The organism is Thermovibrio ruber (assembly GCF_055380895.1).
The window spans coordinates 222,304-246,812 of the sequence record NZ_AP042397.1 but is presented as its reverse complement, the minus strand read 5'-3'; the positions used below and the strand labels follow the sequence as shown (position 1 = coordinate 246,812).

Sequence of the window (24,509 nt, the reverse complement as noted above, 5' to 3'; positions counted from 1 at the left end):
GAGTGAAAGCCTTCATATTAGGATTAACAGGGGCAATCGCTATTACGGGAACAGGCCTCGGTATGGGAACGTCTGACGACGGATGTTTGGTCTGTCACAGACTGAAAGGGCTTTCCATCGTTAATAAAGAGAACAAAGTAGAGGACTGTAGTATTTCAGATGCTCTATTTGCCCACTCCGTCCACAGAAACGTTGGGTGCACAGAGTGCCACACGAAAATTGAACAGTATCCCCACAAACCGGGCAGCGGGAAAGTAAACTGTGCAACCCAGTGTCACGTTATTGATCCGTCAACTAAGAAACCGTTCTCACATAAAGAAGTTTACGAAACCTGGAAAGAGAGTGTTCATGGAAAGAACTACGAGAAAGCCCCAGACATCTACCCCTACTGTACATACTGTCATACGAACGATTTACTCGTTGAGGTTACTAAGCTTGAGTCAATGAAAATGAGCTTTGACAGGTGTTCAATCTGCCACCAGAACAAAAACTGGATAAAGGACAGGCTCTCTCACGTTGCAAGTAGGGAACCGATTCCTATCATCAGGAACGGGTTTACTCACCGGTTTATAAAGACAAGGCGCGACGGCTGGGAGATTGTGGAGCTCTGCGCTTCCTGTCATGAAGATGAAAAGAAGATGGAAAAAGCTCTTGATATAGAAGGAATTCACGACAAATTTGAAAGAGAACACGTTTTAACGGCAGTTGAGTCTTACAAAGTAACAATGCACGCTAAAATGCTCTACTTAGACAGGAACGATACAAGAGCTGCAGACTGTTTAGACTGCCACACCAACAAGGACGGAAACTTCCACGACATATTCCATAAAAACGATCCAAGATCTTCAATAAACGCTAAGAACATTGAGCTAACCTGTGGCCGCTCAACAGAATGCCACCCACTGGCACCAAAGTACCACATGGCCAACTTTGCCACAACTAAGTGGGTTCACATGCATCCAATTCCAGACTCTTTAGGACAAAAGATAGTTAAGATAGTTGAAGAGTTTATGTTCTGGTTAACAACTGGAACGCTCCTCTTTGCAGTTACGATTGTCGGACTTGACCTTCTTAAAAACCTGAGGAGGAAGCACTAATGGGACTCTGGGAAGCCTTTAAGAAAAGGTTTAGAGTAAGAGCTGAACAGGATAAGCTTCTCATCGTTGACGGTGAGAAGATAATGATACAGAAGTTTACCCTCTTTCAGAGGCTACTCCACGTTGGAATATTTTCAACGTTTATCTGGCAGATAATTACAGGATACCCTCTCAAGTTTTACGACACTGCCTGGGCAAAACCGATTATAGACCTATTAGGTGGAATATCCGGAGAGATGACCATCCACAGAATTTCCGGTTTTATAATGTTCTCAGACTTCCTCCTCACCGTCCTCTACTTGATTTTAATCCTGATAGCCAACTGGGACTTAGCTAAAAAGGACTTCTTCGGTTACTTTAAAATTGTTCCCGGACCTACAGACGTAACCTTTGTCCACTACATTAAATACCTGTTAGGCTTTAGGAAAGTTCCACCAGATTGGGATGAATACATCTGGGTTGACAAGTTTGACTTCTGGGCAGTCGGTTGGGGTATGCTCGCAATCGGAATTACCGGTTGGATGCTCTGGCTACCGGAAGTGTTTACAGGTTTCCTTCATTTACCACCAGAAACCGTTCAGATAGCTTATTTAATGCACTCAGACGAAGCAGTCTTGGCGTTAGGATGGATTTCTTTAGTTCACATGTATATAGTTCACTACGGCCCCAACAAGTTTCCTATGGACTGGATCTGGTTAACCGGAACGGCGTCTGAAGTTGAATGGATTGAGGAAAGGCCAAGGAGTTACAGGAGAATTATTAAAGCCGTTGCTGAAAACGAGCCTCATTTACTTGAGAAGTACCCGTTTTTGAAAGAGCGCTACAGGTTTGTTCTTGAAGTTGAAAAATTGCCTGAAGAAGAGATGATTGAGAGAATGCACGAGTATGCTCACCACCTTCTTGAAAAGGAAGTAGAAGGGAGGAACGGATAATGAGGAAGTTACTAATAACAGCTCTATTAATTCCGGCTGCAGCACTGGCAGCTGAAAACCCGCTTCTGTCTGCTCCTGCAAACAACGTAGGGGAATGGAAGCAGAAGCTGAAGGAATTTGAAAGGCCAGAGCTTTCAAACCTGAAAGAGTATCCTAAGCCGTTCCACTCACCTAACTACTACAGGTATAGTATGAACGACGTCTGTAGCGCCTGCCACACATTTGCAGCCCACAAGAAAGACAGGAAATTCTCTCCGTTCTACAACGCCCACGGAACGTTTATGAGCTGTAACGTTTGCCACTTTTTAAAGCCAGGAACTACTTACAGCTGGGCTGAGATAAAAGAAGGGAAAGTTACCCTTTTGAAAAAGGGAAATTTTTACGGCCTAAAATACATAAAGGTTGGAAACAGAGTAATACTTTCCGGAGAAGAGAGTAACGCCAAGATTGTTCCTGTCTATAACGGTCAGCCGGTAGAGATTCCTCTAAAGGGAGAAGATCTTCTGAAAGATACAACAGCCGTTGCAAAGATGCACAATGCTCTAACAGACAAGCCTCTTAAGTGTGATGACTGCCACAAAGTAAACGGAAAACTGGACTTTAGAGCTTTAGGTTTTAGTGAAGAAAGGGTGAAAGACCTTGAACACAACGAGATAGTTAAAGGGCTCAAGGAATACGAAACTATCCATTTCCCCAAATTTATCTGGTAAGGGGTGAACGTAATGAGGAATCTTATGCTAATTCTGGCAGTTTTAGTAGCTACGGTGACAGGGTCTCTCTCTGCAGAGATCAGAGGAAACTGGAAGTTCCCATCAGATATAGCAGTATCTAACGGGAAACTCTTCGTTATAGATGGCCTTAACAACAGAATAGCAGTATACGACCTCTACGGAAACCACCTTACGGACATAAATGTAGATTCACCCTTTGGAATAGCTATAAAAGACGGTCTTCTATACGTAACCAGCCAAAAGGGAAAACTCTACGTAATGGACGAAACGGGAAATGTAGAAGAAACGTTTAACCTGAAGGGAAGGCCGATAGACGTTACAAAAATAAAGGACAGGCTCTTTGTTACAAACGGGAAAACAGAGTCTGTAGACATCTATGACTTAAACGGCAAGTTTTTAAAGAGCATAGGCGGAAAAGGAAGTGCTCCTGGGAACTTTGTTGGAATATTTATGATAGACAGCTCTCCAAAACTCATCTTCGTAGTTGACTCAGTAAACGCCAGAATTCAGGAGTTTGACAAAAACGGAAATTATGTAAATAGCTTTGGAATATTCGGTATAGAAGAAGGAGACCTCTTTAGACCAAAAAGCGTTGCTTACTGTGGTAACGGAACGGTTGCAGTATCAGATGCAATTACAGGTGCCGTTCAGCTATTTGACGTTTACGGCGGTTTAGAGAAGGTTTTAGCAAAGGGACTCTACTACCCAACAGCTGTAGCCTGCTACAAAGGGGAGGTTTTCGTTCTAGAACCTCTTAAAAAGAGAGTCCTTACATTTAAGGTTCAAGGGGTCAAGTAATGAGAAAATCACTTCTTGTCCTTTTAACTGTTTTAGTCGTCCCAGGAGTTTCAGAGGCGAAGCTTAAGAAAAGTATGAAAAAGGAGTGTTTAGTCTGCCACGAAAACTGGCTCCTTGAAGCAAAGGTTAAGTCTCCTACACTTTTAACATCAAAGTCCTTCACAGCTGCAAATAAACTCATGTGCCTTTCCTGTCACGACGGCTCAATGGCAGACGATAGGCTAACGTTTTTAGGTTTCAAACACTTCTCCCACCCGGTAGACGAAAAAGTTCCAAAAGACTTTAAAATGCCTAAAGGTTTCCCTCTTCTTGACGGGAAGCTCTACTGTGGAACCTGCCACACTCCCCATACAAAAACCGGAAGTGAGAAGAAGCTTGACTACACGTTTATGAGAGAACCTAACGTTAACTCTACCCTCTGTATAAAGTGTCACAAGCAGAATGCAGAACACGGCCTCAACCATCCAATCTTAAAGGATACAGAGAACAAGCTAAAGGTTAAATACGCCGTTGAAATTGAAAAGTTAGGGGGTAAAGTAACTAAAAACCAGGAAGTTCAGTGTGAATCCTGCCACTCTGCCCACAGGGGTAGAGCTCCCAAAACTCTAATTGAACCGGCAAAGAACTCTCAGCTCTGTGCAGTTTGCCACATAGAGAACGTAAACTCCAAAGAACACCCTAACTTCAGAAACCACCCTATCCACAAGAAGTTCCCCAAAGGTGCAGATGTTGCTTTCTTCAAAGAACAGAAGGCAGTTACTTCTTCTGTTGAGTGTATGACCTGCCACAAAGTCCACAAAGAGGAAAACAAACACCTGTTAGTTGCCCAAGAAAAGAAAATCTGTACTCTGTGTCACGTTCAGGAAAAGGCCGTTCTTAAAACCAAGCACAACATAGACGGAAACTCGTGTAAAACTTGCCACGTTGCTCACAAGGCAAAAGGAAGGAAACTTTGGAGTAGACCTATACCTGAAGACGCCTTTGACTATGCAGCTCTTATAGACGCAAAAGGAAAAACCGATATCCTCTGCCTCTCCTGTCACTACCCTCAACACGTAATTGACGGAAAAGAGGTAGAAACCGTTGGAACGCTCACCCACCCAACTGGAGTTAAACTGAAAGAGAAGATTGCACTTAAACTTCCTCTTCCCCAAAACAGGTTAGCCTGCACAACGTGTCACGATCCTCACCACTCTTTTGACAACAGTCCAAAAGGGAAGTTTTTGAGAGCTCCACGGCTCAAACTGTGCTACACCTGTCACAGGAAAGAGGCAGACGTTAAGAACGGCCCACACGCAGAGATAGATAAGAAGTGGAAGAAAGGAGACTGTGCAGCTTGCCACAACGTCCATAAGGCAAAAGGTGGATACCTCTCAAGGGTCGTTTACGGCGAAATTTCACCGATGGAGCCGCCTGTTGACGGCTTTTGTCTGGCCTGCCACGACCCTGAAGGAATGGCAAAACACAAGGTTAAGCAGAGTGTATTCAACGAACACCCCGTCGGAGTTAAGAACCCGACAGACAAGCTACCTGGTAAGGAAGTCTCCTGTGCAACGTGCCATGACCCACATACTCACAAGGAAGTCTTACTGAGGATTCCTGTAAGAGGTAACTCGGAACTCTGTCTAACCTGCCACGTAGACGAAAACTTGAAAGGAACTCCACACGACCTACTCAACAACCCTGACGTGAAACTGACAGAGAAGGAGAGAGAAGAACTCCTCAAAAACGGAGTATGCTCTGCATGCCATACTCCACACAATCCTAAGTTTAAAGTTCTCTGGAACAGGAAAACCGGAAAAGGTGAAACAATAGGTGAAAAGCTCTGTTCCTCTTGCCACGCCAAGGGAGAAATTGCCGAAGACAAAACCGTAGGTAAATTTACCCACCCGATAGGTCGTGAAGTTACTGAGAAGAACCTTTCTATGATAGAAAACTCAAGGCTACCACTCATTAACCAGATGACCGGACACCCTGCAAAGAAGGGTGAAACCGGAATTATGGACTGTGCAACCTGCCACGATCCACACAACGGAGCAGACAAAGAAAGGTTAACAAGGTATACTGTTGCAGCAGACAGCTCTCTCTGCACCGCTTGCCACACTAAAGAGGCAGCGGTTATCGGGACCGACCACGACATGAGAATAGTTAAGAAGAACTTTAAGAACGCCCTTGGAAAAGAAGTTCTAAAAGACGGAGTATGCTCTGCATGCCACGTTCCCCACAGAGCAAAAGACAAACTCCTTTGGGCTACAGACGTTAAGGAGATAACGGACAATAGAATGTCAAACTACTGCCTCACGTGTCACAGAAAAGGCGGTGTAGGAAGTAAAAAGGTTGTGAAATACTACTACCACCCCCACAAGGACGTGGTTGTAAGGAACTTTGACAGGCCTGGAAGGGAAGGAGACTGGCCGCTCTTTACAAGAGACGGAAAAGAGGTTCACGTAGGCGGTGACATCGCCTGTGAAACCTGCCACGACCCACACGTTTGGAGTAAGTGGACAAGGTCAGTTCCCGGTAAACCGGTTGAGGGTAATGCCCTTAACAGCTTCTTAAGGAATAAAGACCTGAAAGGAAGCATCTGTGTAGACTGCCACGGTTTAGATGCCCTCTATAGGTATAAGTTGTTCCACTCAAGTAAAGTTCACCATAAGAACCCTTCCTACAAATAGGAGGTTAGAAAATGGCAAGAGAGGTTAGCTCAAGGGATATAGAAAAAGAGGCTTGGATAGTTCTAATAGCCACCCTGTCTGTTCTTTTACTCCCGATTCTTGGAGTTTGGTTCGTTAAGTTCGTTCACTGGTATTCCCAATCAATATTTATGTGGCTATAAGGGGGAGAGTATGGCAAGCAGAGCTCTCAAAACGGTATTCGGCTTTAGGAAGTGGATAGCCTCTGTTGAGATAATCCTCTACATCTTCATGTTCATAACCCTGATTATGACTGCCTATCACCACATCTTTGGAGGCCACTAATTGCCTCGTCCTTCTTGGGATGAATACTTTATGTCTATCGCTCAAATGGTCTCAACCAGGTCTACCTGTTTAAGGAGGAAGGTTGGGGCCGTTTTGGTTAAGGATAAAAGAATAATATCTACCGGCTACAACGGTCCACCCAGCGGCCTTAAACATCCAGAAGAAGTTGGTTGTTTAAGGGAAAAACTTGGAGTTCCTAGCGGGGAGAGGCACGAGCTCTGTAGGGGGCTCCACGCAGAACAGAATGCAATAATTCAGGCAGCCCTTCACGGTGTACCCACTAAGGGTTCTACCCTCTACTGCACCCACTGTCCCTGTTCGCTGTGCGTTAAAATGCTCATAAATGCAGGAATAACAAAAGTAATATACAGGGAAGGTTACCCAGACTGGCTGGCAAAGGAGATAGCAAAAGAGGCCAACCTTCCTCTCATTCAGTTCGGCAAACAGGACTAGGATTTATAATTAATCTCCACTATTTCAAAGGAGGTCTCCGGTTGAAAGTTTTCCTCATCTCTTACAACTACCCAGAACTTTCAAATACTGAGGAGCTCCTTCGCCACTTAACCTTTACTTTTCTGGTTGACGGAATATCAAGGGCCTGTTCCCACCAGCTTGTAAGACACAGACCGGCCTCTTACAGCCAGCAGTCCCAAAGATACGTAAGTATGAAGGACTTTCCCTACGTTGAGCCCGAAAGCCTTAAAGGACTAAAAGTTGAAGTAGACAAAAAAAAATACTCCTTTAAGGAGCTTATGTCCTTTTTAGGGAAAGCCTACGAAGGGTTTGTTGAGGAGGGAGCTCCCAAAGAGGACGCCCGATTTGTCCTTCCCAACGCCTGTTCAACGAGAATCGTCTTTACTATGAACGGAGAGGAAATGGTCCACTTCTTAAGACTTAGAACCTGCACAAGGGCACAGTGGGAAATCAGGAAAATGGCAGTTGAAATGTTAAAAATCCTCAGAAAGGAGTTTCCGGAGCTCTTTAAAGGTGTAGGTCCAAACTGCTATTACTTAGGCTACTGCACAGAGGGTAAGAAGAGCTGCGGTAAACCAGAAGAGGTAAGGGAATACTTCAGAAACCTGGAGGTAACTGATGTTTAAGATAGTTGAGAGGACGGCAAACTACTTGAAGAAATTGGGAGTTGAAAACTATGACATCTACGCCGTTGAAGGGGAAGGAACAGGAGTAGAGGTTAAAGGAGGAGAAGTTGACAGGATCAAAACTTCCCAGATGAAGGGAGTAGCAATAAGGGTAGTAGTTGAAGGAAGATTGGGATTTGCCTATACAAACGACGTTTCAGACGACGGGATAAGAATTGCAATTGAGTGTGCCAGAGAAAACGCAAAATGTTCAGAACCAGACGACTACAGCTTCTCTATGCCGGAAAATTCCACCCTTCACTTTAAACTGAACGACGACTATGACACAGTACCGATTGAGAGAAAAGTAGAACTGGCAAAAGAGCTTGAATCTCTATCTCTCCAGTTTGACAGCAGGGTAAAGAAGGTGAGAAAGGCCTCTTACGGAGACGGGAAGACGACCGTCTACTACTACAATTCAAACGACCACAACTTTAGCTATACGACTACAAACTACACTTTAAGCATTCTTCTTGCCGCCGAGGAGTCTGGAGATTCTCAGATAGGGTGGGACTACCAGTCTACAAGGTTCTTCCATCAGCTTAACCCTAAGCTCGTAGCAGTTAACGCTGCAAGGAACGCAACGGAGCTCCTTGGAGCAAAACCCATAAAGACGAAGAGACTTCCGGTAATATTTAAAAACTGCGTATTTGCAGAGCTTATAGAAACCCTTTCTGCAGCCTTTTTAGGAAACAACGTTCTTAGGAGAAAATCCCTATTTGCCGATAAACTGAGCCACGAGATAGCAAACCACACCCTTACCATATACGACGACCCCCACCACCCAGACGGCACCGGAAGCTGTCCCTACGACGACGAAGGAGTCGTTACGAAGAAAAAGGCAGTTGTAGAGAGGGGAGTCCTTAAGAACTTTTTACTTGATATGTATTCTGCCAAGAAGTTGGAGCTTAAACCTACCGGAAACGGCATCAGACACTCAATCTCGTCACTACCCACGTCAGGAATTACAAACTTGATAGTTGAAAGGGGAGTTTTAAACTTGGAGGAGATGGTGAAAACTCCTGAAGAGGTTATAGTTGTAACAGACGCAATGGGAATTCACACGGTTAACCCGATATCTGGAGAGCTTTCAATAGGTATAAGCGGAGTATACTACGTAGACGGCAAAAAAGTTATGCCTGTTACGGGAATGACCGTTGCAGGAAACATGAAGGAGCTCCTTAAGAACATAACAGAGGTAGGAGCCGACCAGAAGTGGCTCGGAAACGTGTGCAGCCCGTCGGTCTTAGTAAAAGAACTTACAGTTAGTGGAGAGTAAATGAAAAGTTACAGACGAGAAAGGTTAAAATCTCAGCTTTTAAGGGAAATTTCAGATATAGTCAGAAGGGAAATAGACTTGCCTGAGAACATATTTATAACCGTTAAACGGCTAGAGCTCTCCAAGGACGGCTCAAAAGCAAACGTCTTTATATCGGGGCTTAAAAAGGAGGACGTAGTTTTAGCCGTAGAAAGACTCAACAGAGCTGCAGGATACATTCAGCACCTTTTGGGAAAGAGGTTAAAGCTCAGAACAGTTCCCCGTCCCCAATTTCTCATTGACTTAGAGGTAGAGCTATGAAACTGAACAGACATGAAACGGCGGAGCTCCTAAAGAGCGTTGAAGGAAAAATCTTGATAACTACACACAAAAACCCCGACGGAGACGCGATAGGGAGCTCCTTAGGCTGGTTCAACTTCCTTAAAAAGTTGGGAAAGAACGTCAGGGTAATCTACAGGGATAGGATCCCCTTCTTCTTTGACTTCCTTCCGGGAGTTGATAAGGTAGAGGTTAAAGAGGAGATAGACGAGGAGTTTGACTGGGTTGTCATCACAGACGTTTCAGACCCTAAGAGGACAGGATTTGAGTCAATCCCTGCCAAGAAGTCTTTAGTAATTGACCACCACATAACGGCAGAGCCCTTTACAGACTATGCAATCGTTGAACCTGAAATCTCAAGCACCTGTGAGCTTTCATACCACATAATGAAACTGATAGACGAAAACCTCATAGACCTCTCGGTTGCACTACCGATCTACACGGGAATCCTTACAGACACAGGAGGGTTCAACTACTCAAACACCTCTCCGGAAACCCACTCTATCGCAGCGGAGCTCCTCAAAAAAGGAGTCAACCCCTACCAAGTCTATACGAACATCTTTGAGAGAAACAGAATAAACAAACTAAGGCTATTGGAGTTAGTCTTAAGGACACTCTCCTTTGAGCTTAACCAGAAAGTTGCCCATATAACTCTTTTTAAGAAGTTCTTAGAGGAAACAGGAGCTTACCCGGAAGAGTCTGAAGGCTTCATCAACTACCCCAGGTCTATTGCCGGAGTTGAAGTTGCCCTTTTCTTTAAGGAGATAGAGGAGGGATTCTGGAAAGTCTCAATGAGGTCTAAAGGGAAGGTAAACGTGGCCGAGGTTGCAAAATCCTTCGGCGGAGGCGGCCACAAAATGGCGGCAGGATTTGAGTTTGAAGGCAACTTAGAGGAACTTAAAAAGGAGCTCCTCAAAAGGCTTGAAGTCGCTTTAGAGAAGGCCTACTACGACAGTATCGGTTAAAACGGGAAACCGAAAGAGATGTGAAATCTGCCTCTTCCCTGACCAGGAACGGACTTTAGCTTATAGCCGTAGTCTACTCTAAGTGGGCCAACGGGAGTTAAGTAGCGAAGACCAATACCTACCGAGGAATACCAGTCTGAGAGGGAAAAGCTTGAGGGTTCCCTGAAGACTTTTCCAGAGTCGTAGAAGAGAGCTCCTTCCAGCTGACCATAGAGCTTGTGGCGGAGCTCCACGCTGAAAAGCCCGTATGCCTTTCCACCTACGTAGTTACCTTTATCGTCAGTCGGAGAGATAGTTCCATACTTGTAACCCCTTACGCTTTCAGCACCTCCTAAGAAGAACCTATCCTGAATGGGAACCGAAGAACCTTTTAGAGATGAGATAAAACCGGTTCCAAGTCTTAGGGCAGCAGTTAAACCACCGAAACTCTTTAAGAAAAGGAACTTCTCCTCAAGAAGCGTGTAGTCAGCATCTCCTCCTAAAAGAAGACCAGCAAAGGAGATTTTTGTGGAAGAGAGGTAACCCTTTTTCGGGTTTGAGATACTGTCTCTCCTGTCGTAGGTCTGAAGGTAGATAAAACGCCTTTCAAGGCTAAAACGCTTTGCAGCAATGGAAGTATCACGTAAGGTTTCCCTTGAAACTTCAAACTCAAAAGCTTGAGAGAATGATTTTGCCTTTTTCCTCTCCAAAGAAAACCTGTAGAGAACCTTGTCTGACTTAAAGCTCTCGTATATCTGCTCCTTCTTTACGATAGAGTAGCCAAGGTTCCAGTTTTTAAAAGGAAAGGCCGGCTTTAAAACCTTAAAAACGGCATCATACCCCTCTTTCTGGCGGTAGCGACCGAAAAGGAAGAACTTAAGCCCCATCCCAAAGGGAGAGGTCATTGAGAGAAACCCGTTTGTTACAGCTCCGTAATCGGTTCCATAACCGATAAAACCTTTTGCATCTAGAAAACTACCCTCTCTAAGATCAATAACCTCAGAAATGGCCGAGTCGGAACGAACCTCAGTTATGTTAACTGAGGAGAAAAGCCTGCTGTCAAGGAGCTTTGAGTACTGCTTAACAACTTTCTTCCTTGAGTAGAGCTCCCCTGGAGAAATAATTATCAGGTTTCTTATGGCCGAAACTCTTGTTCTCCTGAGCCCTTTTAAAACGACATAACCGAAACGATACTGTTTACCAGTTTTTACCTTAACCCTCAGCTCTAAATCAACCTCTGCAGGAGCTTCAGATAGCGTATATACCTCTACTCCTACCTTAACGTCGGGATATCCCTTTGAAGCGTAGCAGTCTGAAATTCTGCCGGTTATCTTTTCAACCTGTGAATCTGTATAAGGGAAAGGAGTTTCTACCCCTTTAAAACAGCCCAGCTTATCCCCAAAAACCTTAACGGAAACCACTTTAAAAACGGGACCTTTCCTAAATCGGAATAGGAGAGTGTCGGGGAACTCCACCCTGTAATCTGCAACTGCCTCTCTAAATCCCTTCTCTTTTAGTTTTAAAAGGATTCGCTGAACCAGAGAGTTAACCGCGTCTTCAGAGAAAGGCTTACCCAAGAGGGATTTATACTCTTTTTCTTTAAGCTTTAATCCTTCCACTTTTATCTTCTTAACGAGAACGTAAGAACCTTCGTCAATCTCAAACTTAACAAGGACTTCCTTTCCTTTATCAAGGACTGAAGTTTGAACCTTAACAAAGGGAAATCCGTGGTTTCTGTAAAACTTCTCAATCTGTCTTTTTGAGTTATCAATCTCAAACTCGTCAACCGAACGGGCAGAAGAGAAGGTAAGGAGCTCCTTCAACCTATCAGCAGAGAAGTGGCGGTTGCCGGAAAAGAGAATCCTGTAAAGTTTTCCAGGTTTAAGCTTCACGTAAAGGTAAACTCCACCCCCAGCAAGAACGGTCTTAAAAGTTATGTTACAGTTGTAGTAACCCTTCTCTACGAGAATTTCTTCAAGTTTATCCTTAAGGTCAGAAAGCTTCTGGTAGTTTAATGGCTTCCCTAAAAGTGTCCCAATCAGGTTAAAGACCTCTTCTTTAAAAGGAGGGGGAGAATCTACGGAGATAGACTTAACTATGAGGGGAGCTCCCTTCTCAACAGAAACTATAGCTTCATAACCGCAGCCAACCCTTTTGAAGGAGATGGAGACCTTAGAACGGGAAAAACCCAAAGCCTTCAGCTTTAACAGTATGAGCTGCTTAATACTCTCTATACCGGACTGAGGAACAGGCTTTCCTAGTAAAAGAAACTTTACGACCTTTTCAATATCTTTAAGGTCGGAAAGCCCCTTAAACTCAACTGACTCAACAACTCTGTAGTCCTTAATGAGAAGAGTATCTCCCTTTACCTCAACGCTGTAGCCTAAACTATTAAGGAGCTCCGCAGCTACTGACTTACAGTCAGAGAAAAAGCAAACCCTTTCGGATTCCCTCTCTATCTGGTTAAGAAGGTTTCTGTCAAAACAGACCCCTTTAACCGTCTTAGTGGTAAGGGCAGACGCTCGGTTTAAAAAGAGAAATAGAAAAAGAAGGGCTAAACAGAAATACCTTTTACGTATGGCTCCCCTCCGTATAAGACCTCCTTAACCTTTCCCTCTCTCTTTAAGTCTTCAACGGCCCTTTCAACCTCTTCGGTCAGAACGCCTAAAGCGTCTGCAATCTCCTCAACGGGACACGGCCTCCTTACTACTATTCCGTAAACCTCATCTTTTAGCTGAGGGAAGGGAAATTTTCTCTTCCTTGCCTTTGAAGGGGCAACTATCTCCGTAGCCGGGTATCCAACTTTCTCGGCTATCCGACGGAGCTCCTCAAAAGAAAGCCCCTCAACTCCGTAAGCCGGAGGCCTTGCAACTGTATTGAGCTGCCACTTGTGGGGAGAGAGTCTGTGAATTACCTCTCCCAACTTCTCTACTTCTTCTTCGGAGTCATTAATTCCCTTAACAAAAAGGGTTTCAACCCAAACTTTACACTCAGTCTCCTTTAAAAGCCTCTCTATTCCCTTAACGATACTCTCAACCTTAAGTCCCGGAACAGGTCTGTTTAGTTTCTCAAAAACCGGCTGTGAAACGGCGTCAAGTGAAGGGAGAACAACGTCTATACCCTTAACCTCGTTGAGGACATCGTTCCTCTCAAGGAGAGAGGAATTTGTAAGAAGAGCAAGTTTATAGTTTGAGTAGTTCTCCTTGAGCCAGTTTACAAGCTCCCCCAATTTTGAAAAGAGAGTAGGTTCACCGTAGCCTGAGAAGGTTATGTAGTCAACCTCAGGAGAGGAGGAGAGGAATTGGGAAAGCTCCCTCTTAACACCGTCAAGTGGAACGTATTCAGCCCTCTCTAAAGTCTTCTCAGTTGTAGCTCCAACCTCACAGTAGAGACAGTCCATACTGCAAACCTTGTAGGGAACGAGGTCAACACCTAACGAAAAACCCAACCTCCGGGAGAAGACAGGACCAAAGATGTATTTCATCAGCAACAGCCTCCGTATTTTAAAATTACCGAACACTCAATTTATACAAAATTGGGGGAAAAGATGAGCCAAATTAGGGAACACTGGAGCTCCAGGTTAGGCCTCATACTGGCTATGGCAGGAAACGCAGTAGGGCTTGGGAACTTCCTTCGCTTTCCGACTCAGGCTGCCGAAAACGGCGGCGGTGCCTTTATGATTCCCTACATGATAGCCATGCTGATAATAGCAGTACCCCTTATGTGGACGGAGTGGGCAATAGGTAGGTATGGAGGCTCTAAAGGACACGGAACAACGCCCGCTATCTTTAAACTCCTCTGGAGAAACCCGATATCAAAATACATCGGAGCTCTGGGTCTGTTCGTTCCTTTCATCGTCCTCTGCTACTACATCTACATTGAATCCTGGACTTTAGGGTACTCCTTCTTCTCAATAGCCGGCCTTCTTCCACACCCTGACCCAAACCTCCCTCAAAGTGAATACCTTAAGCCTTTTGCGGAGTTCCTTCAGCACTATACAGCTCCTTCAGTTGCAGCATACGTTTTCTTCTTAATTACCGTTGCCTTTAACGCCTACATTCTCTACAGGGGAGTAACCGGAGGAATTGAGAAGTTCGCAAAAGTTGCAATGCCTACCCTCTTCTTTTTAGCTCTAATTCTAATGGTCAGGGTAATTCTCATAGAAACTCCAAACGGAACGGCAGTTCAGGGACTTGACTTCCTCTGGTACCCGGACTTTTCACAGCTTACAAACCCGAAGGTCTGGCTTGCCGCAGCCGGACAGGTCTTCTTCACGCTAAGCTTAGGGTTTGGAGCAATTATCACTTACGCCTCTTACATCAGAAAAGACGACGACATTGTAGCTTCAGGCCTTTCTGCTGCATCTCTAAACGAGCTTGCCGAAGTAATTTTAGGAGGATCTATAGCAATACCGGCAGCTGTTGCCTTTTTTGGAGTTATGAACGCCCAAGCCGTTGCAAACAGCGGGGCATTTAACCTTGCTTTTGTTACTCTTCCCGCTCTCTTTTCCCACTTAACAGGGGGAGACTTTATAGGGTTCATTTGGTTCTTCCTCCTCTTCTTTGCTGGGGCAACTTCGTCCGTTGCAATAACGATGCCAGTAGTTGCCTTCCTGGAGGACGAGTTTGGCTTCTCAAGGAAGGTTGCCGTTACCGTAACTATTATTTTCGCCTTTTTAGTGGCCCAAATTCCGATATTCATGCCTAAAGCTTTAGACGAAATGGACTTCTGGGCGGGAACGTTCTTCGTTGTTCTATTTGCACTCCTTGAGGTAATCATCTTCTTCTGGTTCTTCGGGAGCTCCAAGGCCTGGGAGGAGATAAACAGGGGAGCTCTCTTCAAAGTCCCGAGAATCTACTACTACATCCTGAAATACGTTACCCCCGTTGCACTCTTTCTGATACTTGCAACCTGGACGGTTGGTCAGCTTCCTCAAAAGCTTGCTTCATCAGACTTTCAGGTTTGGGTTGCCCGTTTTGTTATGGTCTTTATACTGGCAGTTCAGCTCTTCATGGTCTACCTTGCAGACAGGAAAAGGAGGATAAGTGATGAAGGGTAGCTCTCTACTGTTTATGGTCTTCTCCTGGATGACTGTCTTCGGCTTTGTCGTCTTCTGTTTCACCGTTATATTAAGAGAAGGTGAAAAGAGAGTTAAAAGGAAAACGGAAGAAGACCTACTTGAGGAGAGAGAGGAGATTACATGATAAAACTCAGAAGATTAAAACTTGAGAACTTCCTTTCCCATAAAGACACAGAAGTGGAGTTTGGAGATGAAACCTACGTAATTTTGGGAGACAACGCCTCAGGTAAAACATCTATTCTTAGGGGTATTTTCTTTGCGCTTTTCGGTAAAGACTTGAAAGAGAAAACCACCAAAGACCAGCTAATAAACAGAAGGGCAAACGCTTCAACCGTTGAAATTGAGTTTATACACAGGGGAAACAGGTATCGGATTATCAGAGAACTCTCCCGCAAACGGAACAGCGCCGTTATTGAGAAAGACGGAAAGCTCCTTGCAAGGGGAATAAGGGAGGTAGAAGGGGCCGTATCCCATAGTTTAGGGCTTACTCCAGACATGTTCAGAAATACCGTCTTTGTTCCTCAAGGGGAGATAGTAGACCTTCTTAAAGGCAGACCCCAGGAGAGGAGACAAATACTCAACAGGCTTTTAGGACTTGAAGAGTTCGGAAAGAAACACGAGGAGTTAAAAGAGGAGATAAAGAAGCTGAAAAGTATTGAGAAAGTTTTAGAAAATCAGCTCCTACTCCTTAAGGGAACGGAGAAAGAAATAGAGGAGGAGAGGGAGAGAATTGAGAAGCTAAAACGGGAACTCCACTCCCTTGAATTAGAGGTAGAAGGCCTTACGGAAAGCCTTGAGAGGGAAAGAAAGGATTTTGAGGAGCTCCGCCGGGCAAAAGAGGAGTTTGAGAGGTTAAAGGGTGAACTTGAAAGGCTCAAGAAGGAAAGAGAAAGGGATGAAAGAAGAGTAGAGGAGCTCTCAGAAAAGCTAAAAGAGATTGAGGAGAGAAAGGAGCAGATTTCACAGCTTCGCTCTGAAGTTCAGCTTTTAAAGTTCTGTGAGGAGTTAAAAGGCGTTGTACAGGAGCTAATTTTAGTTGCAACTGAAAAGAAAAGGAGTAATGAGAAGATAAAAAGGGTGAGAGAAGAAGTTCAAATTAGGAAAGAGCTGGAAAAAGAGCTCCCTAAACTTGAAAGTGAACAGGAGAAGAGAAGAGAGAAACTTGCATCGCTGAAAGACGAGAAAACTAAACTGACGGAAGAAGTTGAAACCTTAAAAGAGAGGGAAAAGCAGTTTAGGGAGACAAAACTAAAAAGAAAATCGTTAGAGGAACAGATAGAGAGGCTGAAGAAAGGCATTCCGGAAGTAACAACAGAAGAATTAGAGGAGTTAGAAAACAGGCTTAAAACGTTAGAGAGAGAGATTCAGGAGTTAAGGGTTAAAAAGGAGAAGACGGCAGCAAGGATAACCGAGCTTGAGGAGAAGCTGAAGCTCCTTCAGAGGGAAACGTCTGAGTGTCCCGTCTGCGGAGGGGAACTCCCCCAAGAGAAGAGGGAAACGCTGAAACTTGAAGCCCAAAAAGAGCTGAAAAACAGGGAAGAAGAGCTTAAATCACTTAAACTGAGGCTGGAAGAGGCAGAAAAGGAGTTTCAGGAAGAGAGGAGAAAGTGGGAAAAGCTCAAAGGGGAGCTCCAAGAGAGAAAGAGAAGAGAGGAAGAAATTTCAAATTTAGAGAAGGAACTGCAGGAAATTGCACCGGTTGAGTTTAAAGAAGAGGAGTTAAAGGAAAAGTTAGAGCTCCTTGAGAATGTGAAGGAAGAGTTCTCAAAACTTGAGAAGGAAATTGCGCTGACAGAGGCAAGGGTAAAAGAGGTAAAGAGACAGCTCTCAAGACTACCTGAAGAGAAGGAGCTTAGAGAGTTAGAAGAGGAACTCAAAGAGATTGAAAGGAGAGAGATAGCTCTAAAGGAAAAGGCCTCTGAGATAAAGGAGCGGTTTGGAATTAACGTAAGCTCAACGAAGCAGCTAAATGAGCTGATAGAAAACCTCAAAAAGAAGCAGGAACTCCTCAACAAAATAGAAGGAGAAATAAAGAGCGAAAGGGAATTTAGGGAGCTCCTCAAGCAGCTCCAAGAGGAATTAAAAGAAAAGAGCGAGAAAGAGAGGGAGCTCTCTTCACAGTTAGAGAGACTAAACTTTAAAGAGAGCCTCTATTTGGCGTCTGAAAGGGCCGTAAAGTCTACAGAGAATGCACTGAAGGAGAAAAGGGAAAAACTCAACAGGCTGATAGGAGAGCTTAAGAGCAGGGAGGAAAACCTTAAACGGCTTGAAGAAAAGAGGGCAGAGCTCCAGAAGGTTAAGGAGAACGTTCAAAAGGTTAGGAACAGTCTCTACATTCTCCAAAGAGTTCAGGAGAGCATCCACCCGGAAAGGGGATTCTTAAGGAGAGTCAGAACAACACTCCTGCCCCAAATTGCAAACTTCTGCAAAGAGTTCTTCTCATCATTTGACTTTGAGTTTGGAGACCTCTTTATCTCAGAAGACTTGTCCATTGAGTTTGGAATGCCCGGCCAGGGAACGATGCTCTTGGAAGACCTCTCAGGAGGGCAACAGGTAGCCTTTGCCTTGGCCCTCAGGTTCGCAATGGCAAGGAACTTCTCCCAGTCTATGGAACTTTTAGTTTTAGACGAACCGACCGTCCACTTAGACGCCCAGAGGAGAATGGGACTGACGGAACTTCTCCTAAAACTCAAAGGCAGAATTCCTCAAATGCTTATAGTAACCCACGATCCGGAGCTTGAAGTGGCAGGAGACAAGGTAATAAGAGTTAAAAACCAAGGAGGCTACTCCTACGTTGAAGTTGGATCCTAACCTTTACATCCCATTTTCTCTCTTTGCCTTGACAGCGGTAATCACACTTGTGACTGAGCTCTTCCTAAAGAAGAGCCTCAGAAAAAGGGTAGAAGAAACAATAGCAGACGTTATTTTTCTCACCGTAGCCTCTCTAATCCTATTCGCCATCGGTTGGTTACTGTCAAACCAACTGCCCTACTGGAACTACAGAGAGCTCTTGAGAAACCTCTCAATTCTAACTTCTGCTATCTACATAACGAGAGCTGCACACCTCTTAACAAACCGGAAGGAGCTCTGGTTTATCCCATACATCTGTTTCATACTGGCCTTTGTCACGTCAACACTCTTCCTCTTTCTACCGTTTAAAAGCCCAAAAATATTAAAAATTTTAATAGTGCTGAAAAAGTTTTTCATATTTTTAGGTTTCCTTCTGATAGTCTGGGAACTTAGTTCTGCAGTTAACAGGAAAATAATTGAGAAAACAGTAAAAGTAACAGGAACTATCCTCCTAACAGTTCTCTTCCTTCTATGGGAGCTTGACTACCTAAACTTTAACTTTAAAACGCTCCTGGGAATGGCTCTTATAGTCTTCCTTACTGCCCTCTTAACCGTTATAAACTCTAAACTCCTTCCCTTCCTAAAGGAAAAGCTACAGAGGGAGCTTCCCCAAAAAGACCTTGAATCTCTTGAACAGAACCTTAAAGTTTTGGTATCTACAATCTACATTCTTGTTTTAATACTCATTCTAAAGGGATTTTCAAACTTCGGAGTTCTAATAGACAAACTGCACTCCCTTTACTTAATTAATACGGAACTGATAAAGATATCGGTAGAAAACCTTATTAACTCGGTTTTCTGGGGAATAATCCTCTTTTCACTCCTCAATACGGGCAAAAAACTCGTAAAGCTTTCATTTCCAAAGGAGAGAAGAGAAGTAGAGGGAGGTTCGGCAGAAGCATTAATATTTAATATAGGAGTTCTTTTTAACCTTATCGTTCTCCTTTCCAGCTTGGGAATCACCTGGAAGGTTCTACTTCCCATAGCTGGAACTTTGGGCGTAGGTATAGGTTTTGGTCTCCAAACGATAATGAACAACTACGTAAGCGGTTTTATACTTCTGTTCAGCAAGAAACTAAAGGTCGGAGACATTTTGGAGCTCCCCTCAATTTCAGTAACCACGTTGGGAACAACATCTCCCAGCGTCTTTGGAAAGGTGGAGGACATAGGAATCCTGTCAACGATAATCCGGACAAACGATGGGGTTGAGATATCCATCCCAAACTCCTCGTTCATAAGTTCTCCAATAGTGAACTTTTCGTACAAAGACCCTTACGTAAGACTGAAAATACCTGTAGGCGTTGCCTACTCGTCAGATCCGCTGAAGGTAAAGGAGATCCTACTCTCGGTTATTGAGGAGCTCCCCTACACGGTAAAGTTCCTTCCCAAAACTATTAGGTTTGAGGAGTTTGGAGACAGTGCCCTTATCTTTAGAACCATATTCTGGATAGACGTAAGGAAAAACCTTTTGGTAAGGAGTATCGTAAGCGACTTCTACTACAAGGCGTGGTATAGACTAAAAGAGGCCGGTATTGAAATACCATTTCCTCAAAACGACGTTTGGTTCAGAAACAGCTTAAAGGTTGAAATAGAGAAACCCAAAGGAGGAGGTTTTATTGATAAAGGTAATCCTGGAGCTTGAGCCGGAAGACTTCTACACAATCGTTGGCCACCACGAGGAAAATTTAAGGAAGCTTGCTCAAATACTCGGAGTAAAGATGGGCTCTCGGGGAAACGAGATAATGATAAACGGGAGCTCCGAAAGTGAAGAGAAGGCAAAACAGTTCCTTAAAGACCTTGAAGGATTGGTTAAATCGGGACATAAACTCACAAAGGCAGATGTTGACATGTATCTAACCCAGCTTTCAGCAAGGAAAGAGTCAAAAGTTAAAGAGTCAACGGGAGACGTTATAGTCACAACATACAGGGGAAAAAAGATAATTGCAAAAACCCCAACTCAGAAAAAGTATTACGAGGCAATAAAGAAGAACGACATTGTATTCGGCGTAGGGCCGGCAGGAACGGGGAAAACTTACTTGGCCGTCGCTGCAGCTGTCTCCTACTTCAAAAGGGGGCTTGTAAACAGACTTATCCTAACAAGGCCGGCAGTTGAGGCAGGGGAGAAGCTGGGCTTTCTACCAGGAACACTTCAGGAGAAGATAGACCCCTACCTCAAACCTCTATACGACGCCCTTTTTGAGATGATTGAACCCGAAAAAGTTAACTCTTACTTAGAGAGAAACATATTTGAGATTGCACCTTTGGCCTACATGAGAGGAAGAACCCTAAACGACGCTTTCATTATCTTAGATGAAGCTCAGAACACGACAAGAGAGCAGATGAAAATGTTTCTCACGAGGCTCGGTTTCGGCTCAAAGGTTGTCATAACGGGAGATGTAACACAGATTGACCTACCCTCAAGTAAAGTTTCTGGGCTTGTTGAAGCTACGAAGATACTGAAGGGCATAGATGGAATTGAAATAGTAGAGTTTTCAAGAGAAGACGTTGTAAGGCATAGATTAGTTCAGGAGATAATCAAGGCCTATGAAGAGTATGAGAGAACAAAGGAGAGTTAATTTAATCATCTACTCTCTCGTTGTTATTTCGGGAATAGTAGTAACGCTTTTTCTACTTCCCATAAACCTCGTCAATATTCCAACTCTAAAACCAGGGGAAGTAAGCCCATTAGACGTAAGGTCTCCTGTATCAATCAAGGTAATAAACAAGGAGAAAACAGAAGAGCTTAAAGAGAGAGCCCGAAAACAGGTTCTTCCCCTCTACCAGTCCAACCCGGAAGCCGTCAGGAAAACCATCAGAGAGGTTGAAAACTTCAACTACCTCACAGACAAAGAGAAGGAAACTGTAAAGTGGCTCCTCCGGTCTTACTACAGCCGGGGAATCATATCTCAAGTTCCCAAAGGTTATTCAAAGGTAAAGCTTCTTTCAGAAGGAAAGGAGAAAATCGTTCCGACGAATGCTTTCCTGACGCAAGAGAAAGCCCAAGAGGAGCTGAAAAAAGACCTTCAAAAACTAATAAAAAACAGAGAAACCTCAGAGAAAGTTTACGAGAACTTGCAGTTAGAACCCAACATAGTCTTTAAGGAGAAAGAGACAAAACGCTTATGGAAACAGGCTGAGTCAAAAGTAAAACCTGTTTACATTAGCCTTAAAAAGGGAGAATTAGTAGTCAAAAAGGGAGAACGGGTTACCTCAGAAGAGACTGAAAAGCTTAAAGCTCTCAAGGAAAACTACTCAAAGGGAAAAACCTTTAACAAATACCTGTCTCTCTTTCTCCTGTCTATAGCCCTCTACTTCTCCGTAGTAAGGCTCTACAAAGTCCTCAGCCCTTCGGCATATCAGCTGAAAAACCTTCTCTTCTCATTTACCGTAATAACACTTGACATCTTCTTTATTAAGTTCTTCACATTCCTTTCAAAGTTAACCTTAGAGACACTCAACCTGCCAATAAACGAAAACCTCATATACGTCCCCGTTGCAACATCTGTCGTTTTCGCCTCAATGTTTGTAAATAAGAAAGTAGCAGTTATCCACATACTCCCGGTAACCCTCCTATCGGGCTTCATCCTCTCAAGACCGGAGTTCTTGATAGTTCCAATGACCGTAGGAGCAATCTTTTCTGCCTTTGATTCAAGGAAGCTAAAGAGCCGAGAAATAATCTACAAAAGCGCGTTTAGAGGCAGTATCCTAACTGCTCTATCACAGTTAGTTCTACTTATCTACTACTATGGGTTTAAACTTAACTCCCTTTTCTACGTTGAGCCTGTTCTTACCCTTGCTGGAGGAGTTATAACAGCCGTTGCCGTAAACGGTTTAAGCCCCCTAATAACAAATCTTTTTAATTTCACAACTGACATAGTTTACATGGAGCTGATAAACCTCAATCACCCCCTTCTAAGGAAACTGGTTCTAAAAGCTCCCGGAACTTACAGCCATTCGGTTATGGTTGCTACGCTGGCAGAAGCTGCAGCTGAAGCCATAGGGGCAAACGCTCTCCTTGCCAAGGCAGGAGGGCTGTTTCACGACATAGGTAAGTTGAAAAACCCTCAGGCCTTCATAGAGAACCAACTGGACGGAATAAACATCCACGATAAACTGCCGCCAGAAAAGAGCGCAGCAATACTCAGATCTCACGTGGAGTATGGTGAAGAGCTGGGAAGGAAGTATAAACTCCCTGAAAAGGTAATAGACATAATAAAACAGCACCACGGAACAAAACTTATGAAATACTTCTATCACAAGGCAAAAGAGATCTACGGAGATAAAGTTGACGAGAAGGTTTTCAGATACTCGGGACCGAAACCACAGTTCAAGGAATCGGGACTTCTGATGCTTGCAGATACTGTTGAAGCAGCAACAAGGTCTATGAAAGACAAGCAGTTTGACCTTGACTCGTTCATTCACAGGTTAATCTGGGAAACTGTTGAAGAAGGCCAGCTCAACCAGAGTGGACTATCTTTGAAAGAGATAGAGACCGTAGAAAAGGTTTTCAAAAAAGTTCTATCGGGCATATACCATAACAGGATAGAGTATCCCGATGACAAAGACATTAAAGGGAGTTCTAAAGGGTCTGATGTTCGCTCTTGAGGGGTACGTAGGAGCCTTCAGAGAGGATACCCACTTCCGAATAAACTTGATCCTCAGCCTCTTGGGAACTTTCCTCTCCCTGATTCTCCTTGACGGCTGTTTAAGAATAGTTGTTGCCCTTGTTAACTACCTCGTTTTAGCCTTTGAACTCTTAAATACGGCACTTGAAAGAGCCGTTGACACGGCAACATCTGAGTTTAAACCGACTGCAAAGCTCTCAAAGGATGCAGCATCCGCAGCCGTTTTAACAGTTGGAGTTTTTGCACTGATCTGTGACTTCCTGTTTTTACTTCCACAGATTCTTAGGAGGCTCTGATGTTTGATGAAGTCGGTAAAATCCTCGTATACTTCGGAGTAGTCCTCATAATCTTCGGTCTTTTAATAATACTCCTGTCAAAGGTGGGGAACTCCCTTCCCATAGGAAAACTTCCCGGTGACATCTACATAAAGCGGGATAACTTTGTTTTCTACTTCCCTCTCGGAACCAGCATACTGATAAGCCTTCTACTTACAGGCCTCTCCTTTTTAATAATGGTTTTAACGAGAAAACAATGAGAAAAATACTTGCTGCACTCCTAATTTCACTAATAACCGTAGGTGAATCCTTCGGAGCTCCCGTCAAAGAGATAAAAGTTGAGGGACTAAAGTGGACTAAAAAGCGGTTCGTTTTAAGGGAGCTCCTCTTAAAATCGGGAGATGAGTTCTCAGAGAAAAAGCTGAAGGAGTCTATAAGAAACCTGCTCAACACCCACCTGTTCTACAGGGTTGAACCGGTAGTCTTAAAGAAGGAAGAAGGCGTAGTCGTTGTCCTAAAGGTGAAGGAGAAATTTCCAATAGTTCCTCTTCCCAAACTTAGACTGAAGAGTAACGGCAGCTACCGAGCCGGCTTAGAGGTAAGAGACTATAACCTTTTAGGCATGGGACACAGACTCTACATAGGCTACGTAAAATGGTTCAAAACAGACAGCGAAAGCTACAGCTACTACACTTACTTTAACCTCTACCGGATAGTAAAAAACTCCATTAACATTTACGGTGGGGCAAGTTACTCGTCAAACAGAGAAGATTATATAGTAAACGGCACAAAAAAGGGAGAGTATAGAGTAAAGAGGAAGGAACTCCTATTAGGGACTCACCTCTACTTAGACAACAGGAAGATAAACCGTTTAAGCGTCGGAGTAAGGCCTATATTTACAGACTACTCATCCTTCCTCAAAGACAGGAAGATATACTACGGAGAGCTCTCCTACACAAAAGACTCCTCAACTGACATGGTCTACTACCAAGTGGGAAGCCGATTAACAGTCTCCCTTTCCCAGTCGCTTCCTCAGTTTTCAGACCTGACGACGGGAAACCTTAACGTCACCTACAAGAACTCTGTAAAGTTTGGAGACCAGAGAACGAGGATATACTCAGTCGGGTTCGGAACAAAACTTGGCTACTCAGGAGGGGGGTATCAGCTGACAGCCCCCATACCTGGATACAGCGCCGAGAGAATAACGGGAAAAAGGTTCTTCTTCGGAAGTTTCAGCCTGAGAAGGCCGGTAGTAGACAAGTCTGTTTACGTAAAGCCTACAATCATCTTAGGAGATGCTTTTAGGTGGTGGAAGCCGGACGACCTGCTGGTTTCAACGGGCATTGAGGTAACGGCGTTCTGGGTCAGGTTAGCTGATGGTATCATAAGGTTTAAACTTTTTAGAGGTATTGGACGGGGAGCAGATACGCAGAGCTCCCTTAAACTCACCTTCAGGTGGTAGA

General features: G+C 44.1%; 23 protein-coding genes. 21 read left to right on the top strand and 2 right to left on the bottom strand.

Features of this window, described 5'->3' with window-relative positions; all coding sequences use genetic code 11:
• The first annotated feature begins 2 nt into the window (after positions 1–2).
• The 12 genes from ACZ424_RS01345 to ACZ424_RS01290 are packed head-to-tail and all read left to right on the top strand — an operon-like array spanning position 3 to position 10,237.
• Entirely contained in the window at positions 3–1,097 is a 1,095-nt protein-coding gene (locus tag ACZ424_RS01345; RefSeq protein WP_464904724.1) for a hypothetical protein, read from the top strand.
• On the top strand, positions 1,097–2,029 hold the full coding sequence (locus tag ACZ424_RS01340) for a formate dehydrogenase subunit gamma (RefSeq protein WP_464904723.1): 933 nt from the start codon (positions 1,097–1,099) through the stop codon (positions 2,027–2,029). Before ACZ424_RS01345 ends, ACZ424_RS01340 begins: the two co-directional genes overlap by 1 nt.
• The gene (locus ACZ424_RS01335; protein ID WP_464904722.1) at positions 2,029–2,739 is read left to right on the top strand and encodes a hypothetical protein; all 711 of its coding nucleotides are present in this window, start codon (positions 2,029–2,031) and stop codon (positions 2,737–2,739) included. The genes ACZ424_RS01340 and ACZ424_RS01335 overlap by 1 nt, the downstream gene beginning before the upstream one ends.
• A gap of 12 nt (positions 2,740–2,751) precedes the next feature.
• On the top strand, positions 2,752–3,558 hold the full coding sequence (locus tag ACZ424_RS01330) for an NHL repeat-containing protein (protein ID WP_464904721.1): 807 nt from the start codon (positions 2,752–2,754) through the stop codon (positions 3,556–3,558).
• A complete protein-coding gene (locus ACZ424_RS01325) occupies positions 3,558–6,233 on the top strand; it encodes a cytochrome c3 family protein (protein WP_464904720.1) in 2,676 nt (891 codons plus the stop codon). Before ACZ424_RS01330 ends, ACZ424_RS01325 begins: the two co-directional genes overlap by 1 nt.
• Positions 6,234–6,244: 11 nt before the next feature.
• Positions 6,245–6,394: a hypothetical protein gene (locus ACZ424_RS01320; protein ID WP_464904719.1), complete on the top strand. Its 150-nt coding sequence runs from the start codon at positions 6,245–6,247 to the stop codon at positions 6,392–6,394.
• Between the two features lie 10 nt (positions 6,395–6,404).
• Entirely contained in the window at positions 6,405–6,536 is a 132-nt protein-coding gene (locus ACZ424_RS01315; RefSeq protein ID WP_464904718.1) for a hypothetical protein, read from the top strand.
• Between the two features lie 30 nt (positions 6,537–6,566).
• Positions 6,567–6,989 carry a deoxycytidylate deaminase gene (locus ACZ424_RS01310; RefSeq protein ID WP_464905231.1) on the top strand — a complete coding sequence of 141 codons (423 nt, stop codon included), beginning with the start codon at positions 6,567–6,569 and terminating at the stop codon, positions 6,987–6,989.
• A gap of 41 nt (positions 6,990–7,030) precedes the next feature.
• The gene (gene thyX, locus ACZ424_RS01305) at positions 7,031–7,636 is read left to right on the top strand and encodes an FAD-dependent thymidylate synthase (RefSeq protein ID WP_464904717.1); all 606 of its coding nucleotides are present in this window, start codon (positions 7,031–7,033) and stop codon (positions 7,634–7,636) included.
• A complete protein-coding gene (locus ACZ424_RS01300) occupies positions 7,629–8,954 on the top strand; it encodes a TldD/PmbA family protein (RefSeq protein ID WP_464904716.1) in 1,326 nt (441 codons plus the stop codon). Before thyX ends, ACZ424_RS01300 begins: the two co-directional genes overlap by 8 nt.
• Positions 8,955–9,254 (top strand): 30S ribosome-binding factor RbfA, encoded by a 300-nt coding sequence (gene rbfA, locus ACZ424_RS01295; protein ID WP_464904715.1) that lies wholly within the window; start codon positions 8,955–8,957, stop codon positions 9,252–9,254. It abuts the gene before it with no gap.
• Positions 9,251–10,237: a DHH family phosphoesterase gene (locus tag ACZ424_RS01290; RefSeq protein ID WP_464904714.1), complete on the top strand. Its 987-nt coding sequence runs from the start codon at positions 9,251–9,253 to the stop codon at positions 10,235–10,237. The genes rbfA and ACZ424_RS01290 overlap by 4 nt, the downstream gene beginning before the upstream one ends.
• Here ACZ424_RS01290 and ACZ424_RS01285 read toward each other — a convergent pair.
• Together ACZ424_RS01285 and ACZ424_RS01280 are read right to left on the bottom strand one after the other, a co-directional pair.
• Positions 10,234–12,408 (bottom strand): BamA/OMP85 family outer membrane protein, encoded by a 2,175-nt coding sequence (locus ACZ424_RS01285; RefSeq protein ID WP_464904713.1) that lies wholly within the window; start codon positions 12,406–12,408, stop codon positions 10,234–10,236. The genes ACZ424_RS01290 and ACZ424_RS01285 overlap by 4 nt on opposite strands.
• A gap of 362 nt (positions 12,409–12,770) precedes the next feature.
• The gene (locus tag ACZ424_RS01280; protein ID WP_464904712.1) at positions 12,771–13,700 is read right to left on the bottom strand and encodes a radical SAM protein; all 930 of its coding nucleotides are present in this window, start codon (positions 13,698–13,700) and stop codon (positions 12,771–12,773) included.
• Positions 13,701–13,763: 63 nt separating this feature from the next.
• Here ACZ424_RS01280 and ACZ424_RS01275 point away from each other — a divergent pair, with 63 nt between their 5' ends.
• Genes ACZ424_RS01275 through ACZ424_RS01235 form a run of 9 tightly spaced genes read left to right on the top strand, consistent with a single transcriptional unit; the run spans position 13,764 to position 24,508 of the window.
• Positions 13,764–15,275: a sodium:neurotransmitter symporter family protein gene (locus ACZ424_RS01275; protein ID WP_464904711.1), complete on the top strand. Its 1,512-nt coding sequence runs from the start codon at positions 13,764–13,766 to the stop codon at positions 15,273–15,275.
• Complete coding sequence (locus ACZ424_RS01270) at positions 15,265–15,420, top strand: hypothetical protein (protein WP_464904710.1); 156 nt, start codon at positions 15,265–15,267, stop codon at positions 15,418–15,420. Before ACZ424_RS01275 ends, ACZ424_RS01270 begins: the two co-directional genes overlap by 11 nt.
• Positions 15,417–18,107, top strand: coding sequence for an AAA family ATPase (locus ACZ424_RS01265; RefSeq protein ID WP_464904709.1), 2,691 nt, complete (start codon positions 15,417–15,419; stop codon positions 18,105–18,107). The genes ACZ424_RS01270 and ACZ424_RS01265 overlap by 4 nt, the downstream gene beginning before the upstream one ends.
• On the top strand, positions 18,091–19,788 hold the full coding sequence (locus tag ACZ424_RS01260) for a mechanosensitive ion channel family protein (RefSeq protein ID WP_464904708.1): 1,698 nt from the start codon (positions 18,091–18,093) through the stop codon (positions 19,786–19,788). Before ACZ424_RS01265 ends, ACZ424_RS01260 begins: the two co-directional genes overlap by 17 nt.
• Entirely contained in the window at positions 19,763–20,722 is a 960-nt protein-coding gene (locus tag ACZ424_RS01255; protein ID WP_464904707.1) for a PhoH family protein, read from the top strand. The genes ACZ424_RS01260 and ACZ424_RS01255 overlap by 26 nt, the downstream gene beginning before the upstream one ends.
• Entirely contained in the window at positions 20,691–22,751 is a 2,061-nt protein-coding gene (locus ACZ424_RS01250; RefSeq protein ID WP_464904706.1) for an HD family phosphohydrolase, read from the top strand. The genes ACZ424_RS01255 and ACZ424_RS01250 overlap by 32 nt, the downstream gene beginning before the upstream one ends.
• Complete coding sequence (locus tag ACZ424_RS01245; protein ID WP_464904705.1) at positions 22,738–23,067, top strand: diacylglycerol kinase; 330 nt, start codon at positions 22,738–22,740, stop codon at positions 23,065–23,067. The genes ACZ424_RS01250 and ACZ424_RS01245 overlap by 14 nt, the downstream gene beginning before the upstream one ends.
• Positions 23,067–23,306, top strand: coding sequence for a DUF2905 domain-containing protein (locus ACZ424_RS01240; protein WP_464904704.1), 240 nt, complete (start codon positions 23,067–23,069; stop codon positions 23,304–23,306). Before ACZ424_RS01245 ends, ACZ424_RS01240 begins: the two co-directional genes overlap by 1 nt.
• Positions 23,303–24,508 carry a POTRA domain-containing protein gene (locus tag ACZ424_RS01235; protein WP_464904703.1) on the top strand — a complete coding sequence of 402 codons (1,206 nt, stop codon included), beginning with the start codon at positions 23,303–23,305 and terminating at the stop codon, positions 24,506–24,508. Before ACZ424_RS01240 ends, ACZ424_RS01235 begins: the two co-directional genes overlap by 4 nt.
• Position 24,509: the final 1 nt, after the last annotated feature.

What these genes read in the sequence shown, in the direction of transcription:
- ACZ424_RS01265 (WP_464904709.1), top strand. Translation starts at nt 15,417, where the DNA reads ATGATAAAACTCAGAAGATTAAAACTTGAGAACTTCCTTTCCCATAAA.
- ACZ424_RS01275 (WP_464904711.1), top strand. Translation starts at nt 13,764, where the DNA reads ATGAGCCAAATTAGGGAACACTGGAGCTCCAGGTTAGGCCTCATACTG.
- ACZ424_RS01335 (WP_464904722.1), top strand. Translation starts at nt 2,029, where the DNA reads ATGAGGAAGTTACTAATAACAGCTCTATTAATTCCGGCTGCAGCACTG.
- ACZ424_RS01325 (WP_464904720.1), top strand. Translation starts at nt 3,558, where the DNA reads ATGAGAAAATCACTTCTTGTCCTTTTAACTGTTTTAGTCGTCCCAGGA.
- ACZ424_RS01310 (WP_464905231.1), top strand. Translation starts at nt 6,567, where the DNA reads ATGTCTATCGCTCAAATGGTCTCAACCAGGTCTACCTGTTTAAGGAGG.
- ACZ424_RS01340 (WP_464904723.1), top strand. Translation starts at nt 1,097, where the DNA reads ATGGGACTCTGGGAAGCCTTTAAGAAAAGGTTTAGAGTAAGAGCTGAA.
- ACZ424_RS01270 (WP_464904710.1), top strand. Translation starts at nt 15,265, where the DNA reads ATGAAGGGTAGCTCTCTACTGTTTATGGTCTTCTCCTGGATGACTGTC.
- ACZ424_RS01280 (WP_464904712.1), bottom strand. Translation starts at nt 13,700, where the DNA reads ATGAAATACATCTTTGGTCCTGTCTTCTCCCGGAGGTTGGGTTTTTCG.
- ACZ424_RS01235 (WP_464904703.1), top strand. Translation starts at nt 23,303, where the DNA reads ATGAGAAAAATACTTGCTGCACTCCTAATTTCACTAATAACCGTAGGT.
- ACZ424_RS01240 (WP_464904704.1), top strand. Translation starts at nt 23,067, where the DNA reads ATGTTTGATGAAGTCGGTAAAATCCTCGTATACTTCGGAGTAGTCCTC.
- ACZ424_RS01290 (WP_464904714.1), top strand. Translation starts at nt 9,251, where the DNA reads ATGAAACTGAACAGACATGAAACGGCGGAGCTCCTAAAGAGCGTTGAA.
- ACZ424_RS01245 (WP_464904705.1), top strand. Translation starts at nt 22,738, where the DNA reads ATGTTCGCTCTTGAGGGGTACGTAGGAGCCTTCAGAGAGGATACCCAC.
- ACZ424_RS01250 (WP_464904706.1), top strand. Translation starts at nt 20,691, where the DNA reads ATGAAGAGTATGAGAGAACAAAGGAGAGTTAATTTAATCATCTACTCT.
- ACZ424_RS01300 (WP_464904716.1), top strand. Translation starts at nt 7,629, where the DNA reads ATGTTTAAGATAGTTGAGAGGACGGCAAACTACTTGAAGAAATTGGGA.
- ACZ424_RS01315 (WP_464904718.1), top strand. Translation starts at nt 6,405, where the DNA reads ATGGCAAGCAGAGCTCTCAAAACGGTATTCGGCTTTAGGAAGTGGATA.
- rbfA (WP_464904715.1), top strand. Translation starts at nt 8,955, where the DNA reads ATGAAAAGTTACAGACGAGAAAGGTTAAAATCTCAGCTTTTAAGGGAA.
- ACZ424_RS01330 (WP_464904721.1), top strand. Translation starts at nt 2,752, where the DNA reads ATGAGGAATCTTATGCTAATTCTGGCAGTTTTAGTAGCTACGGTGACA.
- ACZ424_RS01320 (WP_464904719.1), top strand. Translation starts at nt 6,245, where the DNA reads ATGGCAAGAGAGGTTAGCTCAAGGGATATAGAAAAAGAGGCTTGGATA.